The organism is Nitrosospira sp. CT (assembly GCF_059489795.1).
Genome location: NZ_JCAHZJ010000007.1, coordinates 14,304 through 33,189 on the forward strand (window position 1 = coordinate 14,304; position 18,886 = coordinate 33,189).

16 protein-coding genes, 1 tRNA gene and 1 riboswitch are annotated in these 18,886 nt (G+C 55.0%); of the genes, 7 read left to right on the plus strand and 10 right to left on the minus strand.

What is annotated here, in order from left to right:
* Positions 1–2: 2 nt before the first annotated feature.
* Positions 3–1,496: an APC family permease gene (locus AC52W5_RS01605; protein ID WP_495669716.1), complete on the minus strand. Its 1,494-nt coding sequence runs from the start codon at positions 1,494–1,496 to the stop codon at positions 3–5.
* Between the two features lie 409 nt (positions 1,497–1,905).
* A riboswitch (guanidine-I (ykkC/yxkD leader) is annotated at positions 1,906–2,010 on the minus strand.
* A gap of 182 nt (positions 2,011–2,192) precedes the next feature.
* The gene (locus AC52W5_RS01610; protein ID WP_495669717.1) at positions 2,193–2,873 is read right to left on the minus strand and encodes an O-methyltransferase; all 681 of its coding nucleotides are present in this window, start codon (positions 2,871–2,873) and stop codon (positions 2,193–2,195) included.
* A gap of 321 nt (positions 2,874–3,194) precedes the next feature.
* On the opposite strand from AC52W5_RS01610, the gene rnk reads away from it, so the two are divergent.
* On the plus strand, positions 3,195–3,608 hold the full coding sequence (rnk, locus tag AC52W5_RS01615; protein ID WP_074973509.1) for a nucleoside diphosphate kinase regulator: 414 nt from the start codon (positions 3,195–3,197) through the stop codon (positions 3,606–3,608).
* 98 nt (positions 3,609–3,706) lie between these two features.
* Here the strand turns inward: rnk and chrA are convergent, their stop codons facing one another.
* A complete protein-coding gene (chrA, locus tag AC52W5_RS01620) occupies positions 3,707–4,933 on the minus strand; it encodes a chromate efflux transporter (protein ID WP_495669718.1) in 1,227 nt (408 codons plus the stop codon).
* Positions 4,934–5,277: 344 nt separating this feature from the next.
* On the opposite strand from chrA, the gene AC52W5_RS01625 reads away from it, so the two are divergent.
* Positions 5,278–6,873 (plus strand): alginate export family protein, encoded by a 1,596-nt coding sequence (locus AC52W5_RS01625; RefSeq protein ID WP_495669719.1) that lies wholly within the window; start codon positions 5,278–5,280, stop codon positions 6,871–6,873.
* Positions 6,874–6,940: 67 nt separating this feature from the next.
* Here the strand turns inward: AC52W5_RS01625 and AC52W5_RS01630 are convergent, their stop codons facing one another.
* Both AC52W5_RS01630 and AC52W5_RS01635 read right to left on the minus strand, forming a co-directional pair.
* Positions 6,941–7,549, minus strand: a complete 609-nt coding sequence (locus tag AC52W5_RS01630; RefSeq protein ID WP_074973517.1) for a transglycosylase SLT domain-containing protein — start codon at positions 7,547–7,549, stop codon at positions 6,941–6,943.
* A 69-nt stretch (positions 7,550–7,618) separates the two neighbouring features.
* A complete protein-coding gene (locus tag AC52W5_RS01635; RefSeq protein ID WP_495669720.1) occupies positions 7,619–8,146 on the minus strand; it encodes an adenine phosphoribosyltransferase in 528 nt (175 codons plus the stop codon).
* A 156-nt stretch (positions 8,147–8,302) separates the two neighbouring features.
* On the opposite strand from AC52W5_RS01635, the gene AC52W5_RS01640 reads away from it, so the two are divergent.
* Positions 8,303–8,394 (plus strand) — tRNA-Ser (locus tag AC52W5_RS01640).
* A gap of 248 nt (positions 8,395–8,642) precedes the next feature.
* On the opposite strand, the gene AC52W5_RS01645 is transcribed toward AC52W5_RS01640, so the two are convergent.
* A complete protein-coding gene (locus AC52W5_RS01645; RefSeq protein WP_495669721.1) occupies positions 8,643–10,001 on the minus strand; it encodes a hypothetical protein in 1,359 nt (452 codons plus the stop codon).
* 534 nt (positions 10,002–10,535) lie between these two features.
* Here AC52W5_RS01645 and AC52W5_RS01650 point away from each other — a divergent pair.
* Complete coding sequence (locus AC52W5_RS01650; RefSeq protein ID WP_495669722.1) at positions 10,536–12,236, plus strand: tyrosinase family protein; 1,701 nt, start codon at positions 10,536–10,538, stop codon at positions 12,234–12,236.
* 116 nt (positions 12,237–12,352) lie between these two features.
* On the opposite strand, the gene AC52W5_RS01655 is transcribed toward AC52W5_RS01650, so the two are convergent.
* The 3 genes from AC52W5_RS01655 to AC52W5_RS01665 all read right to left on the minus strand — a co-directional run bounded on the left by AC52W5_RS01655 (position 12,353) and on the right by AC52W5_RS01665 (position 14,491).
* Entirely contained in the window at positions 12,353–12,832 is a 480-nt protein-coding gene (locus tag AC52W5_RS01655) for an RES family NAD+ phosphorylase (RefSeq protein ID WP_495669723.1), read from the minus strand.
* Positions 12,829–13,287, minus strand: a complete 459-nt coding sequence (locus tag AC52W5_RS01660; protein WP_495669724.1) for an Xre family toxin-antitoxin system antitoxin — start codon at positions 13,285–13,287, stop codon at positions 12,829–12,831. Before AC52W5_RS01660 ends, AC52W5_RS01655 begins: the two co-directional genes overlap by 4 nt.
* A gap of 196 nt (positions 13,288–13,483) precedes the next feature.
* Positions 13,484–14,491 carry a GlxA family transcriptional regulator gene (locus AC52W5_RS01665; protein WP_495669725.1) on the minus strand — a complete coding sequence of 336 codons (1,008 nt, stop codon included), beginning with the start codon at positions 14,489–14,491 and terminating at the stop codon, positions 13,484–13,486.
* Positions 14,492–14,592: 101 nt separating this feature from the next.
* On the opposite strand from AC52W5_RS01665, the gene AC52W5_RS01670 reads away from it, so the two are divergent.
* Positions 14,593–14,895, plus strand: coding sequence for a putative quinol monooxygenase (locus AC52W5_RS01670; RefSeq protein WP_074707588.1), 303 nt, complete (start codon positions 14,593–14,595; stop codon positions 14,893–14,895).
* Between the two features lie 295 nt (positions 14,896–15,190).
* Here AC52W5_RS01670 and AC52W5_RS01675 read toward each other — a convergent pair whose 3' ends face one another.
* Complete coding sequence (locus AC52W5_RS01675) at positions 15,191–15,982, minus strand: dienelactone hydrolase family protein (RefSeq protein WP_495669726.1); 792 nt, start codon at positions 15,980–15,982, stop codon at positions 15,191–15,193.
* Positions 15,983–16,207: 225 nt separating this feature from the next.
* Here AC52W5_RS01675 and AC52W5_RS01680 point away from each other — a divergent pair, with 225 nt between their 5' ends.
* Together AC52W5_RS01680 and AC52W5_RS01685 are read left to right on the plus strand one after the other, a co-directional pair.
* Positions 16,208–17,161: an acetyltransferase gene (locus tag AC52W5_RS01680; RefSeq protein WP_495669727.1), complete on the plus strand. Its 954-nt coding sequence runs from the start codon at positions 16,208–16,210 to the stop codon at positions 17,159–17,161.
* A 68-nt stretch (positions 17,162–17,229) separates the two neighbouring features.
* Entirely contained in the window at positions 17,230–18,858 is a 1,629-nt protein-coding gene (locus tag AC52W5_RS01685; protein ID WP_495669728.1) for a bifunctional aminoglycoside phosphotransferase/ATP-binding protein, read from the plus strand.
* Positions 18,859–18,886: the final 28 nt, after the last annotated feature.

The following is an 18,886-nucleotide window of genomic DNA, read 5'->3' on the forward strand; positions in this document are numbered from 1 at the left end:
GTTCAATTTGTAGATCGATGCGGTGTTTTCGCATCCCTCTGCGTGCTGTGTGAAGTGGATTTTTTACGCATCTTATTTATCAGGATATATAGCGCTGTAATGCCGAGAATGCTGCCCAGCACCAGCGGTACCGCCCAAAGCTGCCACCACGGTGCGTCGGGAGCCGTGGCATAGGGACGCGGCCAGGCAATATTGACAAGTTCGAATACAGACCAGATAAAAGCGGCCGTGTTGATCAGCAATCCCCAGACGCCAAGCTTCAACTCACCCAATGCCGGATTCCAGCGCCCGGTAAGCCGGGTGAATAAACCCACGCCGGTCGTCATGGAAAACATGGCGTAAAGCCCGCCCGTACCGAAGGCAATCACGGTGGCGACCGCGCCGTCGTTCAACCCGAACAGCAATCCCAGTCCTGCCAGGGATACAGTACAGATAACGGCATTGCGTGGCGTCTTGTCTGGCGCCAAGCGGCTGAGAACAGCAGGCATATTGCCTTCGCGCGCCATGGAATACACGATGCGCGAGGTATATTTCACCACCGAGGCGCCGCAGGCCAGGAATGCGACCATGACGATTCCTAGAAACGGCTTTTCCGCCCACTCGCCAAAACTGCCAGTAATTACAGGCGTAATCGGATCGGAAGTGGCGCTCGCAGCAATCAATGCCTCGCGATCGAACGCGAGTGTCAGGGCGGCGGAATTGAAGAGCACCACCGATCCCACCATGCATAAAGAGAAGAAGACGGCACGCGGCACCATCCGCTTGGGTTCGTGCGTTTCCTCTGCGATAGTGGAGCAGGCATCAAAACCGATGAATGCCCAGCCGGCGATCGCCAGCGCTGCCAAAAACGCGGATGCCTGGTCTGGCGCCGTGCCTGTGCCGAGATGCTGGAACAGTTCGGAAAAAGAATGCTGCCGGAAAAACAGGAACAGCAGCAGCGCCACGCCAAGGGAGCCGACAACTTCCGCATAAACTCCCATTGTGATGACCAGCTTGAAGATATTGACGTGGACCACGTTGATAATGGTGCACAGGAGAAGGAATACCGCGCCCCAGATCACGAATGCAGAGCCCGTTTCGCTCTCGGCTCCAAAAAACAGGGCAAGCCAGACGCCACCCGTATAGGCGGTGGTGGTGAGCATGGCAATAGTGGAACTGACGTAGATGACCCCGGCAAATTGCCCGGTGACCACGCCTCCGAGTTGACGCGACCATTTGTATGCACCGCCCGCAATCGGGAATTGTGAAGACAGTTCGGCGTAGACCGTGGCTACGAGCAACTGCATGACGAGACAGGTGACCAGCGCGCCGAACCATCCGCCTCCTGTCACAGTGGTCTGGACGCTGATGATGGCGTAAAGCCCTACCACGGGGGAAACAACGGCGAATCCGAGCGTAAAGCTGTTCCATACGCTCATGCTGCGGTGAAGCTTGTCGCCAAGGACCGGAGTGGCGGCAGGACGGGAAAATGTATTCGGGGTTTCTTCTATGGACATGATATCCCTTTCGAGACACACGGAATGATTCCACCTGGCTGACCATTTGTCGGTCTCTTCATGCTGCCGGAAGCAATGAGCAAGGAGACACCCGGACGTAGTGGACTGTTGCAGCTTTTTGTATCGCGACTTGTATCGCGGCTATTTATCCGGCGAGAAAATATTACGAACTTCGTCATTCCAGGCCACGACCCGGAATCCAGCCTGAACCCACAATGGTGTGCTTCGCACGCCATTGGATACTGGCTCCCGTCGGCATGACTTATATACTTTATATACTGCTTGCCACCCAGTTCTATCGTAACCGGGCTGGTAACTGAAAAAGCAGGGAAAAATACAGGAGGGAGATGCACGACCAGGTCTCCTTTTTCGGCGGTTAAACTCCGGGAATCAATGTAATAACTACATGATCTCCCGGGCTTTTATCCCTCCGTGGAGCCTCGTCATGACGAAGCCGGAAACTCTCGGACCAGGCACTTCGAGAAAAGAAGCCGGAACCCTAGTTTCGCGCTACAACTTTACTGGAAAACAGTTTTGCACATCCCATTCAGAAATACAACAAAAAATTATAAAAATTTTCTTTCGATTTGAGTCGCCGGATCTGAGCCTTCGATATTTTATTTCGATATTTTTCAGCAGCCCTGCTCTCTCCAGAGATTCAGGGCCCTGGCATTGGAGATGGATTACAAATAGCTGTCATGGTGCCTTTCTCCGCGCCACGACAACGCCATCCCGCGTTGGATTTATGAAGGTGTCAAATTCCGGATCGTTGAAGATCAGCCGGTTGTGCTCAAGAATGGCCTCTGTCCATCCCGGAACAATATCAACATAACGTTCCACCGCCACCCGCCCGTGCCAAAGCACATTGTCCGCAACATACAGCCCGCCTGGGCGAATCCTTTCTTTTGCCATACGCCAGATTTCCGGATAATCTCCCTTGTCTGCATCGTTGTAGCAGATATCGAATAATCCTTCGGTCTGCCCGAATATCTCCTGTGCGATGCCAGTGCGAAAATCGATCCTCTCCAGCAGATCGGCAGACTTGAGATACTGCTCGGCCTTTTCCTTGTTCTGAGGATCGCCATCGGTACAGATCACCTTTCCGTCCACCCCGGCTGCTTTTGCGAACCAGTAAGCCGAATAGCCGTAGCCGCTGCCGAACTCGAAAATACGTTTGGCATCGATCGTTTTCGCCAGTGTTTCCAGAAAAATGCCGACCAGGCGGCCAACGATCGGGAAATTGTTTTTGGCAGCCACGGCTTCCATTTCGGTCAGCACCGGATGATCAGTTCGTCCCACGAGGCTGCGCATATACCTTTCGATTGCCGGATTGACCGGATCCAATTGGGAGGGATTTACAATAGTTGGAGATTGCATGACCGCCGCTCCTCAAAAAAACAAGAAATTATGTGCTCATCGTATGTTCGTTATTCGACTCTACGCTCAATACGATGAGGGGTCAAAGGTGAGGGGCATTTGTCATTAATCCTGATAAGCGGGAGTGCCCATAAAAGCAGCATATGAACTCCTGCTGCTCCGGTAATATCATGACATTTGATGATAGAATCAGTGCATCCTATCCGATCGGCCCGATCAAAACTTCCGACGAGAAACCGGCACTGGAGGTCAGGAAGACAGCAGCAGCAAGCGCCTAGCGGCGTAGCAAAGGGCGATAACAGAACTTGAAACGAGGTTGAAATGAATAGCAGACCGCACATCATATTGACATCCCAGGACCTGGACAGGCTGGAGTCCTTGCTCGAGTCGCTTCCGGCTAACGCGGTTCCTGGCAATGCGGAACTGCAAGCCGAGCTCGAACGCGCCGAAATCGTCGAGCCCGAGCAGATACCGCCCACGGTGGTAACCATGAACTCCACAGTACGGTTCAGCATCGATTCCTCAGGCCAGGACTTCCGCCTGACGCTGGTCTATCCAAAAGATGTCGACGGGTCCGGAGATAAAATTTCCGTGCTTGCGCCGGTTGGCAGCGCCCTGCTGGGGCTTTCCACCGGCGACGAGATAGAGTGGCCGCGTCCGGGCGGAGGCACCATCAAGGTACGGATAGAGGAAATCATCTACCAGCCCGAGCGCGAGGGGAAATTCTATCGGTAGAGTTCGGCCCACGGCTTCTCGCGGATGTTCGCAGACTGATCAGCGGGAATGTGGCATCAGGAAAAAATCCCGGAGGAAAAATCTGGCACTCTCTTTCCTCAGGCCAGGGACAGGCCCGCGCCGGCGAACGCGGTCAACACAACGACCTTCCATGGTGCAACTTTCCAGACAGTCAGCAGGACGAAGGCCACGAGTGCCACTGCAAAATCCGGCGGCGTAAACACCGCACTGGTCCATACGGGGTGGTAGAGTGCGGAGGCAAGCACGCCTACCACAGCTGCATTAGTGCCCGCCATTACCGCCCGCGCCTCATCTTTTTTGCGCAGGTCATCCCAGAACGGCAGAATACCCACCAGCAACAACATTCCGGGCAAAAATATTGCGATCAAACATATGGCTGCCCCGTAGATTCCATTGGGCTCGGGCGCAACAACAGCGCCCAGATATGCAGCGAAGGTAAACAAAGGCCCGGGCACTGCCTGCGCTGCACCATACCCTGCAAGAAAAGTGTCTGCACTGACCCAGCCGGTTTCGACCACGCTTGCTTCAAGCAATGGCAGAACCACATGCCCACCACCAAATACCAGAGCGCCCGCGCGGTAGAACACCTCGAACAGTGCCACCCCCTGCGAGGAAGATATCATCACAATTAGTGGCAGGCCGAAAAGCAGGATGAAAAAACCCAACAATGCGAGCAATGACAGCGTCTTGGATAGTTGTATGCTTATACGCCCGTCATCCCGACGATCATTGGCAGGCGGCAGGTTTTTACAAAGCCAAAGCCCGCCGATTGCGCCGGAGAGGATTGCACTTAGTTGCCCCGGTGTGCCAGGCAGGAAGACCACGACCAGTACCGCGACGACGGCGATGCCGATGCGTTCCCGATCAGGGCAAAGATTGCGCGCCATCCCCCAGACCGCTTGCGCGACAACGGCCACCGCAACAAGCTTCAGGCCATGAATAAAGCCTTGACCGAGCGACGCGCCAAAGGCAAAGGCGCTATAGGCAAAGACCAGCAGGAACAGCGCGGAAGGCAGCGTAAAGGCGCTCCAGGCGATGAGGCCGCCCATGAATCCCCCCCTTGACAACCCCAGCGCAAAACCTACCTGGCTGCTGGCGGGACCTGGCAAAAACTGACACAACGCGACGAGATCGGCATACGCCGACTCGCTCATCCACTGTCGACGGATAACCAATTCATCACGGAAATATCCCAAGTGGGCTATCGGTCCACCAAAAGAGGTAAAACCCAGCTTTAGAAAGGCGCGCAGAACTTCGCCCCGATTCTGGTTTGGGCGAGGCTGCCCGCCAAAAGTTTCCTGCATGCTGGAAATCCTTTTACCCCAATTCAACAAAACCCGGCATATGATGATGGCTTAAGATTATGAAAACCGAAGCAGTCCCGGAAGATGAGTATCAATATCCTATTTTGGAAGCTGCTCATTATAGTTGCAGCCCTCGATGACATAGCAGCTTTTGATAGGCGGATTACATATCGCTTTGCTATCAGTTCAAAATAGACGCTGACTTTGTTATAGTTGCGGGCATTTTTATCCGAAGTCCCTGAAATCCCGCTATGCGTCTGCCTGATTGCCTGCCTGCTTTATTCCCGTCTGCCAAAAAGCCCAACTGCTTTTCAACCTCTCCACACCGCATATTGGAATGGCTTGTGAAATTCAGCCTGGCAGGCGTGCTCAGCCTCACGCTGCAGGTTTCTGCGGCAGACCCTGCTCCTGCCGGCAGCACCACCGTAGCCCCGACAACATCGCAAGCGCCCACACCTACAAGCAGTGACCGGAGCAACCGGTTCGACTGGTCGAAGGTACCTCCTGTAACCGCCCCTTCCCGCCCCGGCATGTTCACCATCGCTCCCTCCGGGCCGGGATACTACTCGCTTTGGGATCATATAACCGGCAACAAGCGTGAGAACCCGCCCGTTTCTCCCTATGCTCCCTATGCCCTCATGACCACGCCGGCTTTCGATATCGATTTCCGCTATCTCGAAAAGCCCGAACATGAGAAGGATATTTTCGATCCCATCAAGCGCATCCATCTTGGCGATGACTTCCTTTTGTCATTTGGGGGCAACTTCTGGTACCGGTATATGCGGGAATCCGACGCGCGCCTGACCAATACCAGCGACAACTACCACATGATCCGCAGCCGCTTCCATGCCGATCTCTGGTATCAGGATCGTATCCGGCTGTTTGCGGAGTTTCTGGACGCGCGCACTTTCGGCCAGGCATTGGCGCCGTTAGCCACGGATGTCAACCACACGGATATGCTGAATGTTTTTGCGGATATCAAGGTGGCGACCGTCAAGGACGTCCCGGCTTATCTGCGCGTGGGGCGGCAGGAATTGCTTTACGGCTCGCAACGGCTGATTTCCACGCTTGATTGGGTCAACACCCGCCGCACTTTCCAGGGGGTGAAGGGGTTCTGGCGCACGCCCACGTTCGACCTGGATGCATTCTGGGTGCGACCGATGGTGACGGAAAGAAACAACTTCGATAACTGGGATGAGAAGCGCGAATTCTTCGGCTTATGGGGAACATACAAGCCCATGAAAGGGCACCTGGCCGATTTCTATTTTCTGAGCCTGGATGACAATCGCAATCTTGCCGTGGGCAGAGCCGGTGTCAGGGGCGATTCGATCACGCATACCCTCGGCAGCCGCCTGGCGGGAGACTACAACCAGTTCCTGTACGAACTGGAGGGCATGTACCAGTTCGGACAGTATTCCAACCAGGATATCTCGGCCTTTGCCGTCGCCTCCGGTGCTGGCTACCACTTCAAGGGAAAGCCGCTGAATCCGCAATTCTGGCTGCGCTACGACTTTGCCTCCGGTGACAATAATCTGACGGATGGCAGCCGCACCACCTTCAACCAGCTCTTTCCCTTCGGCAATTATTACCTCGGATGGATCGATCGCGTAGGCAGGCAGAACATTCACGACTTCAACGCCCAGCTCAATCTGCACCCCCTGCCCTGGGCCAATTTCACCGCCCAGTACCACCGCTTCTATCTGGCGAACAAGCGTGACTTCCTGTACAACGCCGCAGGCACCGCCACCCTTAGAGACGCAACCGGACAATCCGGCAGTTATGTCGGGGATGAGATCGATTTCCGCTTCAACATACACGTCGACCGGCACGAAGACGTGCTGATAGGGTATTCGAAACTGTTTGCCGGCGATTTCCTGAAAGCGCAGGCGCCACGCGTCTCGCCTGACCTGTTCTACGTTCAGTATAACTTCAGGTTCTAAAAACGTGAACGGCTGGCAGCGGTGGCGCCGCTATGCCAAAAGCATCAGACCGGCGCCGTCGGGGAATTCAATCCTTCCGGCAGAATGACAAATTTCTGGTGAAACTCGATATTGCAGGCAGGCGGCCATTTTTTTCCTGGAGCACAGCCCAATAGCGCCCTCCGCCCCTGGTTTTTTTATTCCCCTTATAAGAGGCTATTACATGGTCCGCACTGACCCATGTAGACAATATCTTTACCGCGCATGGAAGATGAATGGCGGGATCGTGCAGGCGTTTTGCTTTCTTGATGCCGCAGCTATAGCCCGGCTGGTTTGCGCTTTCTTTTGATATCTGCAGCAGCCCTCGATTTGTATCCCGTCTTCTGAATACGTCTTTGGATGGCCCTCTGGCAGCCGCTCCAGGATCAAAGGTGCTTTCGAATTCCGCCATGGACGAAAGCAGGCCCACCCAGAACTGAATCCTTTTTTTGCGTGGCAAATGCTTATAGGTCGGGCAAAATTTGCCGATATCCTTGGGGACCGCAGAGGGAAGAGACGAGGTGTCAACAGCAGTTTCCGTAATCCGCGTCCACGAGCCATCAAGGTTCTTTTTTGACCACGCGGCATAATCCTGAGCCTGAGCGGCGAAGGATGCGACCGGAGCCAGCATGAAGATCAATAACAGGACAACACACACTATGAGTATCCTTCTTGACCATAGATAATGCATTTATATAAATCATTATAGACCCCATCCCGGCAGAGTTTAGTTCCCCTCAAACTCGCACAGTGCAAACACCTTGAGGCCCTGATCTTCCAGCCGCGCCCTGCCCCCGATATCGGGCAGATCGATGACAAAGCCGCACTCCACCACCTCGCCCCCCATTTCCTGTATCAAGCCAGCAGCGGCCTCCGCCGTCCCGCCGGTAGCGATCAGATCATCCACCAGCAGCACCCGGTCGCCCTTCTGAATCGCATCCACATGAATCTCGATGCGGTCGCTACCATATTCCAGCTGATAATCGCGCCCACGCGTTTCGGCAGGCAGCTTGCCCTTCTTGCGCACCGGCACAAAACCCACGCCAAGCTCATAGGCAACCGGCGCGCCAATGATGAAACCGCGTGACTCGATCCCGGCCACCTTATCGATTTTCATGGCCTTGTAGCGGCTGGCGATTTCCTGAATAGCCGCGCGCAACCCCACCGGGTCTTTCAGCAGGGTGGTGATATCCCGAAACATGATGCCTTCATGGGGATAATGCGCGATGGTGCGGATGCGGGATTTGATCTGCATACTACTTCCTGTTTCTGGTTTTTCTGGGTTAAAGGATTCGGAGACCGTCGATACGGATGAGCCGCTTTCGGCTATACTACCGTAAAGTTGCCGGGGATAGCGTTCTGGTGTATCCTTTGCGCCCTTTGCCGGGTTCCTTTCCTGGAACCCTCAACAGGAGAGATGGCCGAGTGGTTTAAGGTACACGCCTGGAAAGCGTGCGTACGGGTCAAACCGTACCGAGGGTTCGAATCCCTCTCTCTCCGCCATCTCGGTACAGAAGTGGGCATTCCTAAAGCCGCCGATTTCTCGCTTCGGATGGCGGTAAGCGTGGGCAAAAGTACGTCTTTCGACCCCTTGATGAACACTTTGGCCGATCACCACACCGTCGAGGCTGTCCATCGGGATTGAGCGGTCTTCGCACACCGCCGACGCCCACCGTTTCCATGCTATAGCCATTCGCTTCTATCAGCGGTCAGACTGGGGGATGACAAGAATTGCCGGTCAGATGATCTCTCTAGTTATCGCCTTGATGCTTAGGATGCTGAATCGTCAAATTCCGCATATAGCCGCCGAGACGAGAGTCTCCCCAATCTGACCGATCCAGCAACACCCGTATGCCGTCGATCACCAAGGCCTGGGGCTCGGAGGCTTGAGCGCGGACATAGATTGTCGTCGCTCGCTCAGCGTCAAATGCCTTGACGAGCAGGGTCAGCGCGCGTTCATCGAAGGCGCGCTGCGCTTCCTTCGCATCGTTCTGACTCGATCCGTCGAGTGCAAGCCAGAGCTGCGTCACGGCTCGCTCATTACCGGTGAGGTAATAGGAAATCCGATCGGCCAGCACATTGTCGTTCAGCTTTACCAATGGGATGTGCGCGAACCACTCCCGTTGTGTGCGGTGATAGTCGTCAGTGACGAGGCCGTATTCTTCAAGAAATAACCGCGCCGCGTGGGGCGACCAGCCTTCGGCGCGCGTAACGATGGGCGGGTTCTTTTCGATCTTGAGAAGCCGCTTGATTTCCCAGATGGCGTCTTTGACGCCCTGCTTGTCGGCGATGTCGCGCCCGCGCATGTCCCGCACGAGGCGCTTCACCCCGTCGATATTCCAGCCGAACGCGAGCAGAGCGCGCCATCGCGCATAGCGGACGATGGACGCCTGTTTTGGCCTTACCTGTAAATGGATAAAGGCTTCTTCGTAGGTCATATAGACAGCAAGTAGAAAAATGAACGGAACGAACATTAGCCAGAGCAGCAAGGGTAGCCCGAACTCGCGCAGTGTGTTCAGTGACCAAAATTTGGTGACGCTGCTAACGACCAGCCAATAGCTGAAGCCGAGGATAATGAGACTCGTGAACGTCTGGAGCCCGCGCAGCAGGTTCAACACTCGGGGAATGCTGGGCTTGTCAGTCTGATGTTCACCGACGGCTATAAGGAGAGTAAGAAACACAAGTGCGGGAAGCATGAGCAGTTCGACCCAGAGCGGGAAGCTTACCAACTTGGCGACGAACAGGATGACAGCAGAGAGTGTGAATGCATCGCGCACCAGCTTGCCCAGTACATGCGGCTTGTCCTTGAGCCGCTGTGCCTCAAAGATGCAGGTGAAACCGACCGTCAACCACCACAGCAGTGTCAATTTGAGATTGGACCAATCCCATAGATTCAACCACGCGAGCAGCCAGACACAACCCGCGACGTAAAGGGACATGAGCACCCAGATCAATGCGAGCTTCGGAGAAAAGAATGCACGTACCACATCAAGCGCGAGAGGCCGTCCTTTCTTCCAAAACATTACGGCAGCCAGCAAGAACCCAGAGTAGATGAGGGCGGCAATCTCGCGATTGTTCAGGTCAAATCCGAAGTAAGTAGTGGGGAGCAAAAGCACTTTCTTTGAAACTGAAGGCCAAATCAAGTTTTCCCCGATTGGCGTGGATAGCTCTGTTGATAACTCCCTAAGCTCGTGTCTGTGCTTGAGTTTTCTGCACTGATCAAGATTGTGGCAGGAGAACGAGCTGTTAGTGGATGTAGGGTGACTCCCGATTCCCGCGCCGTTATCCACCGCTTTCGCTCCCAGAGAGTTTCACCTGTGAGGTCGTCCCTGCGATAACCGACTACCGACTACACCCCGTCAACACGAACCGCTAGCTGTAAGATTTTACAGCTACTCCTGATTTCCATTTGGTTATCTAATCCTGATTCTTTGCGGCCATGTCAAATGCCTGAGCCGACGAGGCAGGAGGCTGAAACGCATAGCTGCAAAAAAGGTTCTTTTGGAAAGTTTCTTTTAACCTCCCGTCGCTTCGCGTCTCCGGGAAATTGCGCGCCTGTGCTCGCCATCCCGTCAAGCTTTATTCATCTGACTTTATCCGTTCAGCTTTATCCAGAATCAATAACCATAAACAAGGTTTAATCCATGCAGCCAAAATTGTTCTCATCCACCATGTCCCGACGTACATTCCTGAAAGCCGCAGCAGCGACCACCGCCGCCATCGGTGCTTCTGCCCTGCCCTTCGGAGCACAGGCGCAAGGGAAAGCGAAGTATCGGCGTTTGAACATTCTGAATCCGGAGGCGAAGCGCGCCATCGAAAGCTACAAGAGGGCTATCGCCAGGATGCTCAAGCTCCCGCCGGAGGATCCACGCAACTGGTATCGCATCGCGCTCACTCACACGATGGATTGCCCGCACGGCAACTGGTGGTTTCTGGTCTGGCACCGCGGCTACATCGGCTGGTTCGAGCAGATTTGCCGCGAGCTCAGCGGCGACCCCGGGTTTGCCCTTCCCTACTGGGATTGGACGGAGAATACGGACCCCAACAGTCCCTTTCAGGCACGCGTGCCCGCCGTCATGTTCGAGGATGTGCTCACCCCCGCTCATCCAGCCTATATTGCAAACTCTCGCGAGTTTCAGAACCGCTTTCGCGGGGTAATCGCCAAGGCGGATTACTGGAAGCGCATTTGTGGGCCGAATGGTGAATTCGACGATGAGACGCAGTATGGTCAGCTCCTCGCCCGGGGAATCCGCTCCCCTGAGGATCTGTGGTTCGATATGCTCAATGACCCGAGAGGCCGCTTTTTTTTCGATCTGAAACAGGCGCGCGGCGCGACCCGGGAAAAGCCGGAGCTCGATGGAAAAACAACGAAGGCCGTCTCCCTGCAAACATTGCTGGACGCGCTGGCGCCCCGCGATTTTCTCACGTTTGCCAGCCCGAAGACCCTTGGTCACAGCGCCCTCACCGGATTTGGCGTGCTGGAAGGACAACCGCACAACAGGGTGCACAACTGCGTCGGCGGCATCTTTACCGATCCCAAAGGCAACACCACCAATAACGGCGGCTTCATGCAGGCCAATCTATCCCCTGTCGACCCGCTTTTTTTCCTGCACCATGCGAATATTGACCGGCTTTGGGACGTATGGACCCGCAAGCAGTTGGCGAGGGGATATCCTGCCCTGCCCGAAGGCGCGGATTTCGACGCCTGGTCGAGAGAGCCGTTTCTGTTCTTTGTCGATGCAAAGGGAAAGCCGGTGAAGAAAAGAACTGCCGGGGACTACGCGGCTATCGGGGATTTCAATTACGATTACGAGCCCGCCTCCGGCGAGGAAGTGGTTGCGCCTCCCATGTTCGCCTCACTGATGAGCACAGCTGTACCCTCCGAGAGCACCACGGCTCGGATCAGCCGTTCCGTGGTGAGTGGAGAGCAGGCGGCAAGCGCTATCGTGACACTTCCGTCTCCGCTGCTTGGCCTGCGTGCAAAGGCGGAAGCGCCGCGATTGTATGCAAAGATCACCCTGGCGCTGCCGCCGCTGGCGCACCATCATGATTTTGCCGTGATGGTGGATGATGGGAACAATCGAACGGACCCATCCAGTCCTCACTACGTCGGCACGCTCTCCATGTTCGGTCATCACACCATACAGGCCCCGGTTACCTTTACCGTGCCTTTATCGGGCACGATCGAGGCAATGCGGCAGAACGCCCAGCTTTCCGCCAGCGGGGCGTTGAATATCCGGATTGTTTCGGAGCGAATGGTAAAACCGGGAGTACTTACGGCAACACATGGCCCTGGCGCGGAACCGAAGGCGGAGGTACTTTCCATTGTTGTGGAGGCGCATTGACTGCAGCGACATGCAGAAGGCGGCTTGAGGTGGAAAGCCTCAAGCTGGTTTATGTGGCAGTCAGTGACTGAACCAGCTATTCCTGCATCGACCAGGCACCGAGCAATATCCCTTATTCACTTTGCTCCGGATAGATTCCGCAGCAGCCGCAGATCACTCTTGAGGCTTTCCGGTTGACCTATCCAGATTCTGCGAAAATCGGGGTGTGCCGGGTTGAGCAGCAGGTTTCGCTCGGCGGGGATTACAACACTGGGAACATCCAGCACGCAGTATCTGGCCTCATGCAGCCATCGACTGCCGATTTCCTCGAGGTTTCTACGGCTCTCGAGAGTTCGCCAGTTCTCAGGGAGCTGTTCGGCATCGATTTCCAGTCTGGGGATATCGCCAGGAATTTCTGCGGGAATCAGGAGATAATTGGCGCGCAGCGGCTCGTCCTGGACGAGCATTTCGAGAAAGGCGAGTGACCTGCTCTGCGCCGTGTACACTACCGGCTCGCCCTTGCGATTCCAGCGGCCGCCGAACAACCGCGCACCCTCGCCGGAAAATGCGGAAGCGGCGAAGCGGTGTGTGACGATACGCCACACCGTTAACTTCAAGTGAAAATACCATGCTCGATCCGGCCAAGAATAGTCATCACTGAATCGGCGCCAAGATCAGTATCCAGCATGGAAAGGGGGGTGGCCCCACCCAGGCTGGCGTTGGGCGACTTGATCCAGTCCAACGCCAGGGAACCGTCCTCAAACACCTCGCCGGCACGTTCAACAACCCGCGCCAGGCGCAGCAGTTTGCCGGATTCCTCACAATTGAGCACTCCCTCCTTTTTTCGCCGCACCAGCGTGCGTTCCGGGATATCCAGCGCGCGGGAGAGTTCGCCCTGCCGCAGGTCCACAAGCCCCAGAACTGCGTCGATCGCCGGAGCGGGAATGCCCCTGCGCACAAGCTCTATCCACTCGACCGCCGAACGTGGATCAGCGTGGAGTATCTGCTTGCCGCCCAGAATGTTCGAGGCGGAAAACGGCTTGCGGGCGGTGGGTGAGATGAAAGACGTCATGAAAATGATGATAAAGCGGTATCGGGAAAAATGCAAGCCATCTGGCGTTTAATATATGCAAACTTGGCGATTTTAAATCTTTTATGGTCCTAAGATGATCGAAGCAGGAATTTTCAATACGCCCGGATGAATTACAAATGGCGGGCATAGGGTCAGTCTGCGAACGTGGCACGGCTTATTTTCGCAGTACCTTTGGTCACTCGATATTCCGCGCTTGAGAGTCGTTGAACGAACTGGAAATCGCCCGGGTTCTGGTTCGAAGCTCGCTCACCGTTCGACCGACCCTGCGGCGAAGAAGGGTGCGCAAGGTTGCACCATCTGCATAGCCGACCTGGGCAGCAATCGCGTCTACATTGTCGTTGCTCGTCCCCAGGAGATATACAGCGCGCTCAATACGAAGATCCTGAAAATAAGAAAGCGGGGGTTTTCCCAGGACAGCCTTTAGCCGGCGCGAAAGCGTTCTCTCGCTTGTACCTGTCGCACTGGCTGCTTCGCTCAGCGAGAAACGTTCACCCAGCCTGCGCCGAGCCCAGCTTTCGAATCGCTGGACCAGTGGATCGGTATGTGCAAGGTGATCAGGAATTGCAAAAACTGCCTGTGATGCTCGCGGTTCTATCAACAGATAACGCGCTGTCATTTCTGCGAGTGTGGGACTGCTTTGGCGTATAAGCCAAAGCGCCAGATCGATATGCGCCAGGGCAGCGCCCGCAGTAACCAACCCAGGCGAGCTTACCACCATGCGCGATTCCTCCAGGCGCACCCGGGGATAACGTTCACGAAACAAGGGGGTAAGCCACCATGATGTGGTAGCACTTCGGTCATTGAGAAGCAAAGTATCGGCAAGAACGAAGGTTCCAGTGCAGGCGGCGCCGATAAGAACCTCCTCTCTGGACCACTGTCGCAAAAGATCGCCCGCCTCGCACACATCCGGCCGCTCAAGCGCCAACCGCAGCGTTTCCGGCATTTTTGCCCCAAGTGCGGGAATCAATACTACATCTGGAGGGCCGCATCGCGTCGCTGACACTACCGGTACAGAAAATCCCTGACTGGTACGAATACGCCGGCGCATACCCACGATAGTCAGGTCAAATCGCGTCAATACGTTGGCAGAAACCGCGAGATCGTTCGCGATACTCAGTGTGTCCAGGAGCGTTGATAATCCAGTGTCAAAAACCTGGTCGAGCGCAAGAATATGAATACGCATGGCGTAAATTATATCAAAATTGTCAATATCGCCACTTGGCAGAAATCCTCCTGATACTTAAAGTCTGAGCCTTATTGTTCAACATGAGAAAGGAAATCAAGATGGTAACAGTTGCGCTGTTTGTGCGGTTACAAGCCAAACCGGGAAAGGAAGCGGACGTAGAAAGCTTTCTCAAGCAGGGGCTTTCAATGGCAAATCAGGAAACCACCACGCCGATCTGGTTTGCCCTGCGGCTCGGCCCATCGACTTTTGGTATTTTTGATGCATTTGTGGACGAGGCTGGAAGATCAGCGCATTTGTCCGGTCCGATCGCTGCCGCACTGATGGCAAATGCAGCCGATTTGCTGGCTGAGCCGCCGCAAATCGAGCATGTGGATATCCTTGGCGTCAAACTCCCGAGCTGAACTGGGAAAGTGAAAAAATAAAAAGAAAGCGGTGAACGCGCCCGCGTTCACCGCTGGGACGCTGGGAAGGAGGCAGGGCAGGTTCTGCAGTCAAAGCCTTTGTACTCCTTCATCAGTGCCTGGGGCCTTCAGGCAGCGTTAAGACTGGACTTATAAATGGCTGCGCCAGCGCCGCCCTGCCTGTACCTGAAGTACGCAAATATCCTGGAGTGCCCCATAATTCCTGCACCTCTTGCAGGCTGTTTCCAGCCCTCTCTCATTCGAGACTACAAAAAGCAGCATACTCCGGGGCGCATCATCTTGCCTTGAATACCTCGGCCAGGAAGCGTTCCGTCTCCTTCCACGAAGCCTTGTCAGCTTGCGCGTCATAAGCGAGCGGCAAATTGAATTTGCGCCCATAGTCATCGGCCTCGGGGTTGGTAAAACTATGCTTGGCGCCCGGAAATGTAACCGCCTTGTAGTTTACTCCGGCATTCTCCATTTCCCGCTTGAATGCCGTTACCTGATCCGCCGGTATCATGGGATCAGCAGCGCCGGTAAAAGAGATAATCTGCGCCTTCACCTTGCCCCCTTGGGCAGGGTGCTCGGTCGCCAGACCGCCATGAAAGCTGGCCACACCTTTCAAATCTTCACCCTGGCGAGCCATTTCCAGGGCGACGCTGCCGCCGAAACAATAACCCAGCGCCGCGATGTTCTTCGGATCGACATTCTCCTGCTTCTGCAGGAAATTCAGGGCAGCTTCAAAGCGTTTTTTCGCCAACGGTAGATTTTTCTTCAGTTCTCCCGAATATCTGGAGGCCTCATCCGGATGATGAGCCTGCCTGCCCTCGCCGTACATGTCGACTGCCAGCGCGGTGTAGCCCAGTTCCGCCAGCATCTTTGCGCGTTTTCGCGCGTAATCGTCGAGACCCCACCATTCATGCACCACCAGCACCGCGGGGTGGTTATGTGTTATTGCATCATCATATGCAAGGTAACCTTTGAGTGCCGTGCCATTGGCGGTGTAGGTGACTTCCTTCCCCTGTATGGCAGCCTGGGTCAGGGAACTCAAGAAAAACAATGCAGCGGCTGAGATGATTTTTTTCATGATGAACTCATTGTGCGGGCAAGTTGATTAAATTTATTGATGATGTGAGTATAGTCGAGGCCCGTGAAGTCACCCAAATCGAAAAATAACGAACAATGAAATCGCCACACAGGTACAGCGCGATAGGCTTGTTCATCGATGCAGCATATGGTGATAAGGTGAGCGGGCCAATAAGGTGAACAGGTCATGTTGCCACGCGTGCTGTGGGGTGCTTGAAAATTCAATATGAATTATCACGTTTTTAATGGAGATGCAGACGGTCTATGTGCCGTCCATCAGCTTCTGCTGGACAATCCTGTGCGAACGGAATTGGTGACAGGGTTAAAGCGCGATATCCGGCTGCTCGAGCGGGTCAAGGCTCACGCAGGCGAACGGGTCACTGTGCTCGACATCTCTCTGAACAGCAATCGTGCTGCCCTCATGCAATTGCTGGAGGCCGGCGTAGCTATCGAGTATTTCGACCATCATTATGCCGGCGAGATACCTGTCCATCCCGATTTGACCACGCACATCGATACATCTGCCGGGATATGCACAAGCCTGCTGGTCGACCGGCATCTGGAAGGCAAATACCGTTTTTGGGCGATTGCCGCAGCCTTTGGAGATAACATCAGCGAAAGTGCCAATAGACTCGCGCTACAGAATGAACTTGTCCAACCGCAGATAGAGAAGCTCGCGCACCTGGGTGAATACCTTAATTACAACAGCTACGGCGAGACTCTGGAAGATTTACACTTTCATCCCCTTGCGCTGTATGAGGCAATGGCGCCCTACCCCGATCCATTCGATTTTATCGCCGAATCGGCTGCCTTCAAGGAGCTTGCAGCAGGGTTTGGGGAGGATATCCGCATGACCTCCTCGTTGCGCCCCCTGCTCCAGCAGCCGCGTCACTCTGCTTATCTCCTTCCGGATGCGGCATGGGCAAGGCGGGTAAGCGGTGTTTTTGCAAACAAACTTGCGAACGACAACCCGACATGCGCTCATGCGGTTATCACGATCGATCGGGCGGGTGGCTACAAGGTAAGTGTGCGAGCGCCACTGGCGAGCCCCGAGGGGGCCGACATGCTCTGCATGAAGTTTGAAACAGGGGGAGGACGCAAGGCAGCGGGCGGGATCAATAATTTGCCCGAAAACGCGCTCGATACCTTCCTTGCCCGGTTCGCAGAGCAGTTTGGCTAATAAGCCTGGTTAATATTGGCCACTACCCTCTACCCTCAAACTTGCCGGCCAGGTTATCGATCATCGTCATGAAAGATTCGATCAATCAAGCTAAGAGGCCGCCTGATATCCTGCAGGCTGATGGAGACGTTCAAGGCAGATTAATCACTGCCTTGCTGGATCCTCGCCGCTACCCTCACCCGGCAAAACGTGTGCAAGTAATGGAGACGCACATTTCGTGGGTACTGCTGGCGGGACGCTATGCCTATAAAATAAAGAAGTCAGTCGATCTGGGCTTCCTCGACTTTACCGATTTGTCATCACGCCGCCATTATTGCGAAGAGGAATTACGCCTCAACCGGCGTCTTGCACCCCAACTCTATCTGGGTGTCATTCCCCTCGGCGGTACGGCTGAAATGCCGGAAATCGGCGCTGAACCGGCTATCGAATATGCAGTGAAAATGCGCCGCTTCGCTGCCTCCCAACAACTGGACAGGCTTGCCGAGCACGGCAAGATTTTGCCGGAGCATATGGATAGCCTGGCGGCAAAGATCGCACATTTTCATAATGGTCTGCCATCGGCTGAACCTGCGGCCGGGCTTGGGTCGGCCACTGCGACACAGGCCACAGTATTGCAGGCTTTCAAGCAATTACAGGCTGGGCTGGCTGGCACTGAAAATGAAGCCCGGGTGGCCGGATTGCGCCAGGCCATCGAGACTGAGTATGACGTACGCAAGGAGCATCTGGAACGGCGGCTTGCCGAGGGTTTTGTGCGTGAATGTCACGGCGATCTGCATCTAGGCAACATTGCGCTCATTCGCGGACAATCCGTTCCCTTCGACTGTATCGAATTCAGCCCCTCGCTACGCTGGATCGATGTAATGAACGAAGTCGCCTTTACCGTCATGGACCTGCTGCATCGCCAGCGGTCTGAACTTGCCTATCGCTTCCTCAATGCCTATCTGGAAGCTACGGGTGATTATGGCGGCGTACCCTTGCTGCCTTTCTATCTCACCTATCGCGCTGCAGTGCGCGCGATGGTTAGCGCCATTCGCGCCGGTCAGAGCAATCTCTCCAAACGGGACAAGGCAGCCGTACTGGCATCCTGCAGTAGTTTTCTTGATCTCGCCACAGCATGCCTTGCACAACAGCGTCCCGCCCTGATCATTACCCACGGTTTGCCGGGGTCGGGCAAAACGACTTTCTCGCAGGCCGCACTGGAACGACTACAAGCCATACGAATACGCTCGGATGTGGAGCGCAAGCGTCTATTCGGATTGGGCGCGTTGGCAGACAGCCGCTCCCATACAGGCGGCATTTACCATGCGGAGGCTACAGCTCGAACTTATGCGCGGCTCCATGATTTGGCACGAGCACTGCTGGCAGCGGGCTTTCCGGTAATCGTGGATGCCGCCTTTCTGAAACGGGAAGAGCGTGAGCATTTCCGAATGCTCGCGGATGAACTGGCGGCCCCGTTTGCGATTGCATCGCTGAAAGCGTCATCCGAGATAATGCAAAGCCGTATTGTAAAACGGCAAAGCGAATCAAGCGATGCCTCCGAGGCTGATCTGGAAGTATTGAAACTGTTACAGGAAAAAGAAGAAGTGGTGGCGCCGCAGGAGCAGGCTTACACAATAGAGTTCGTCAATGAGAAAGAAGGTTTTGGCAGCGAGGATAGCGCCTGGAAGAAACTGGAGCGGTTGTTGTACAGGAGATGACAAACTTTTGTTTCAAGCCAGGGAGTTC

Coding starts and splice junctions, on each gene's coding strand:
- AC52W5_RS01650 (WP_495669722.1), top strand. CDS start 10,536: ATGCAGCCAAAATTGTTCTCATCCACCATGTCCCGACGTACATTCCTG.
- AC52W5_RS01680 (WP_495669727.1), top strand. CDS start 16,208: ATGAATTATCACGTTTTTAATGGAGATGCAGACGGTCTATGTGCCGTC.
- AC52W5_RS01660 (WP_495669724.1), bottom strand. CDS start 13,287: ATGACGTCTTTCATCTCACCCACCGCCCGCAAGCCGTTTTCCGCCTCG.
- chrA (WP_495669718.1), bottom strand. CDS start 4,933: ATGCAGGAAACTTTTGGCGGGCAGCCTCGCCCAAACCAGAATCGGGGC.
- AC52W5_RS01665 (WP_495669725.1), bottom strand. CDS start 14,491: ATGCGTATTCATATTCTTGCGCTCGACCAGGTTTTTGACACTGGATTA.
- AC52W5_RS01605 (WP_495669716.1), bottom strand. CDS start 1,496: ATGTCCATAGAAGAAACCCCGAATACATTTTCCCGTCCTGCCGCCACT.
- AC52W5_RS01675 (WP_495669726.1), bottom strand. CDS start 15,982: ATGAAAAAAATCATCTCAGCCGCTGCATTGTTTTTCTTGAGTTCCCTG.
- AC52W5_RS01670 (WP_074707588.1), top strand. CDS start 14,593: ATGGTAACAGTTGCGCTGTTTGTGCGGTTACAAGCCAAACCGGGAAAG.
- AC52W5_RS01610 (WP_495669717.1), bottom strand. CDS start 2,873: ATGCAATCTCCAACTATTGTAAATCCCTCCCAATTGGATCCGGTCAAT.
- rnk (WP_074973509.1), top strand. CDS start 3,195: ATGAATAGCAGACCGCACATCATATTGACATCCCAGGACCTGGACAGG.
- AC52W5_RS01685 (WP_495669728.1), top strand. CDS start 17,230: ATGAAAGATTCGATCAATCAAGCTAAGAGGCCGCCTGATATCCTGCAG.
- AC52W5_RS01635 (WP_495669720.1), bottom strand. CDS start 8,146: ATGCAGATCAAATCCCGCATCCGCACCATCGCGCATTATCCCCATGAA.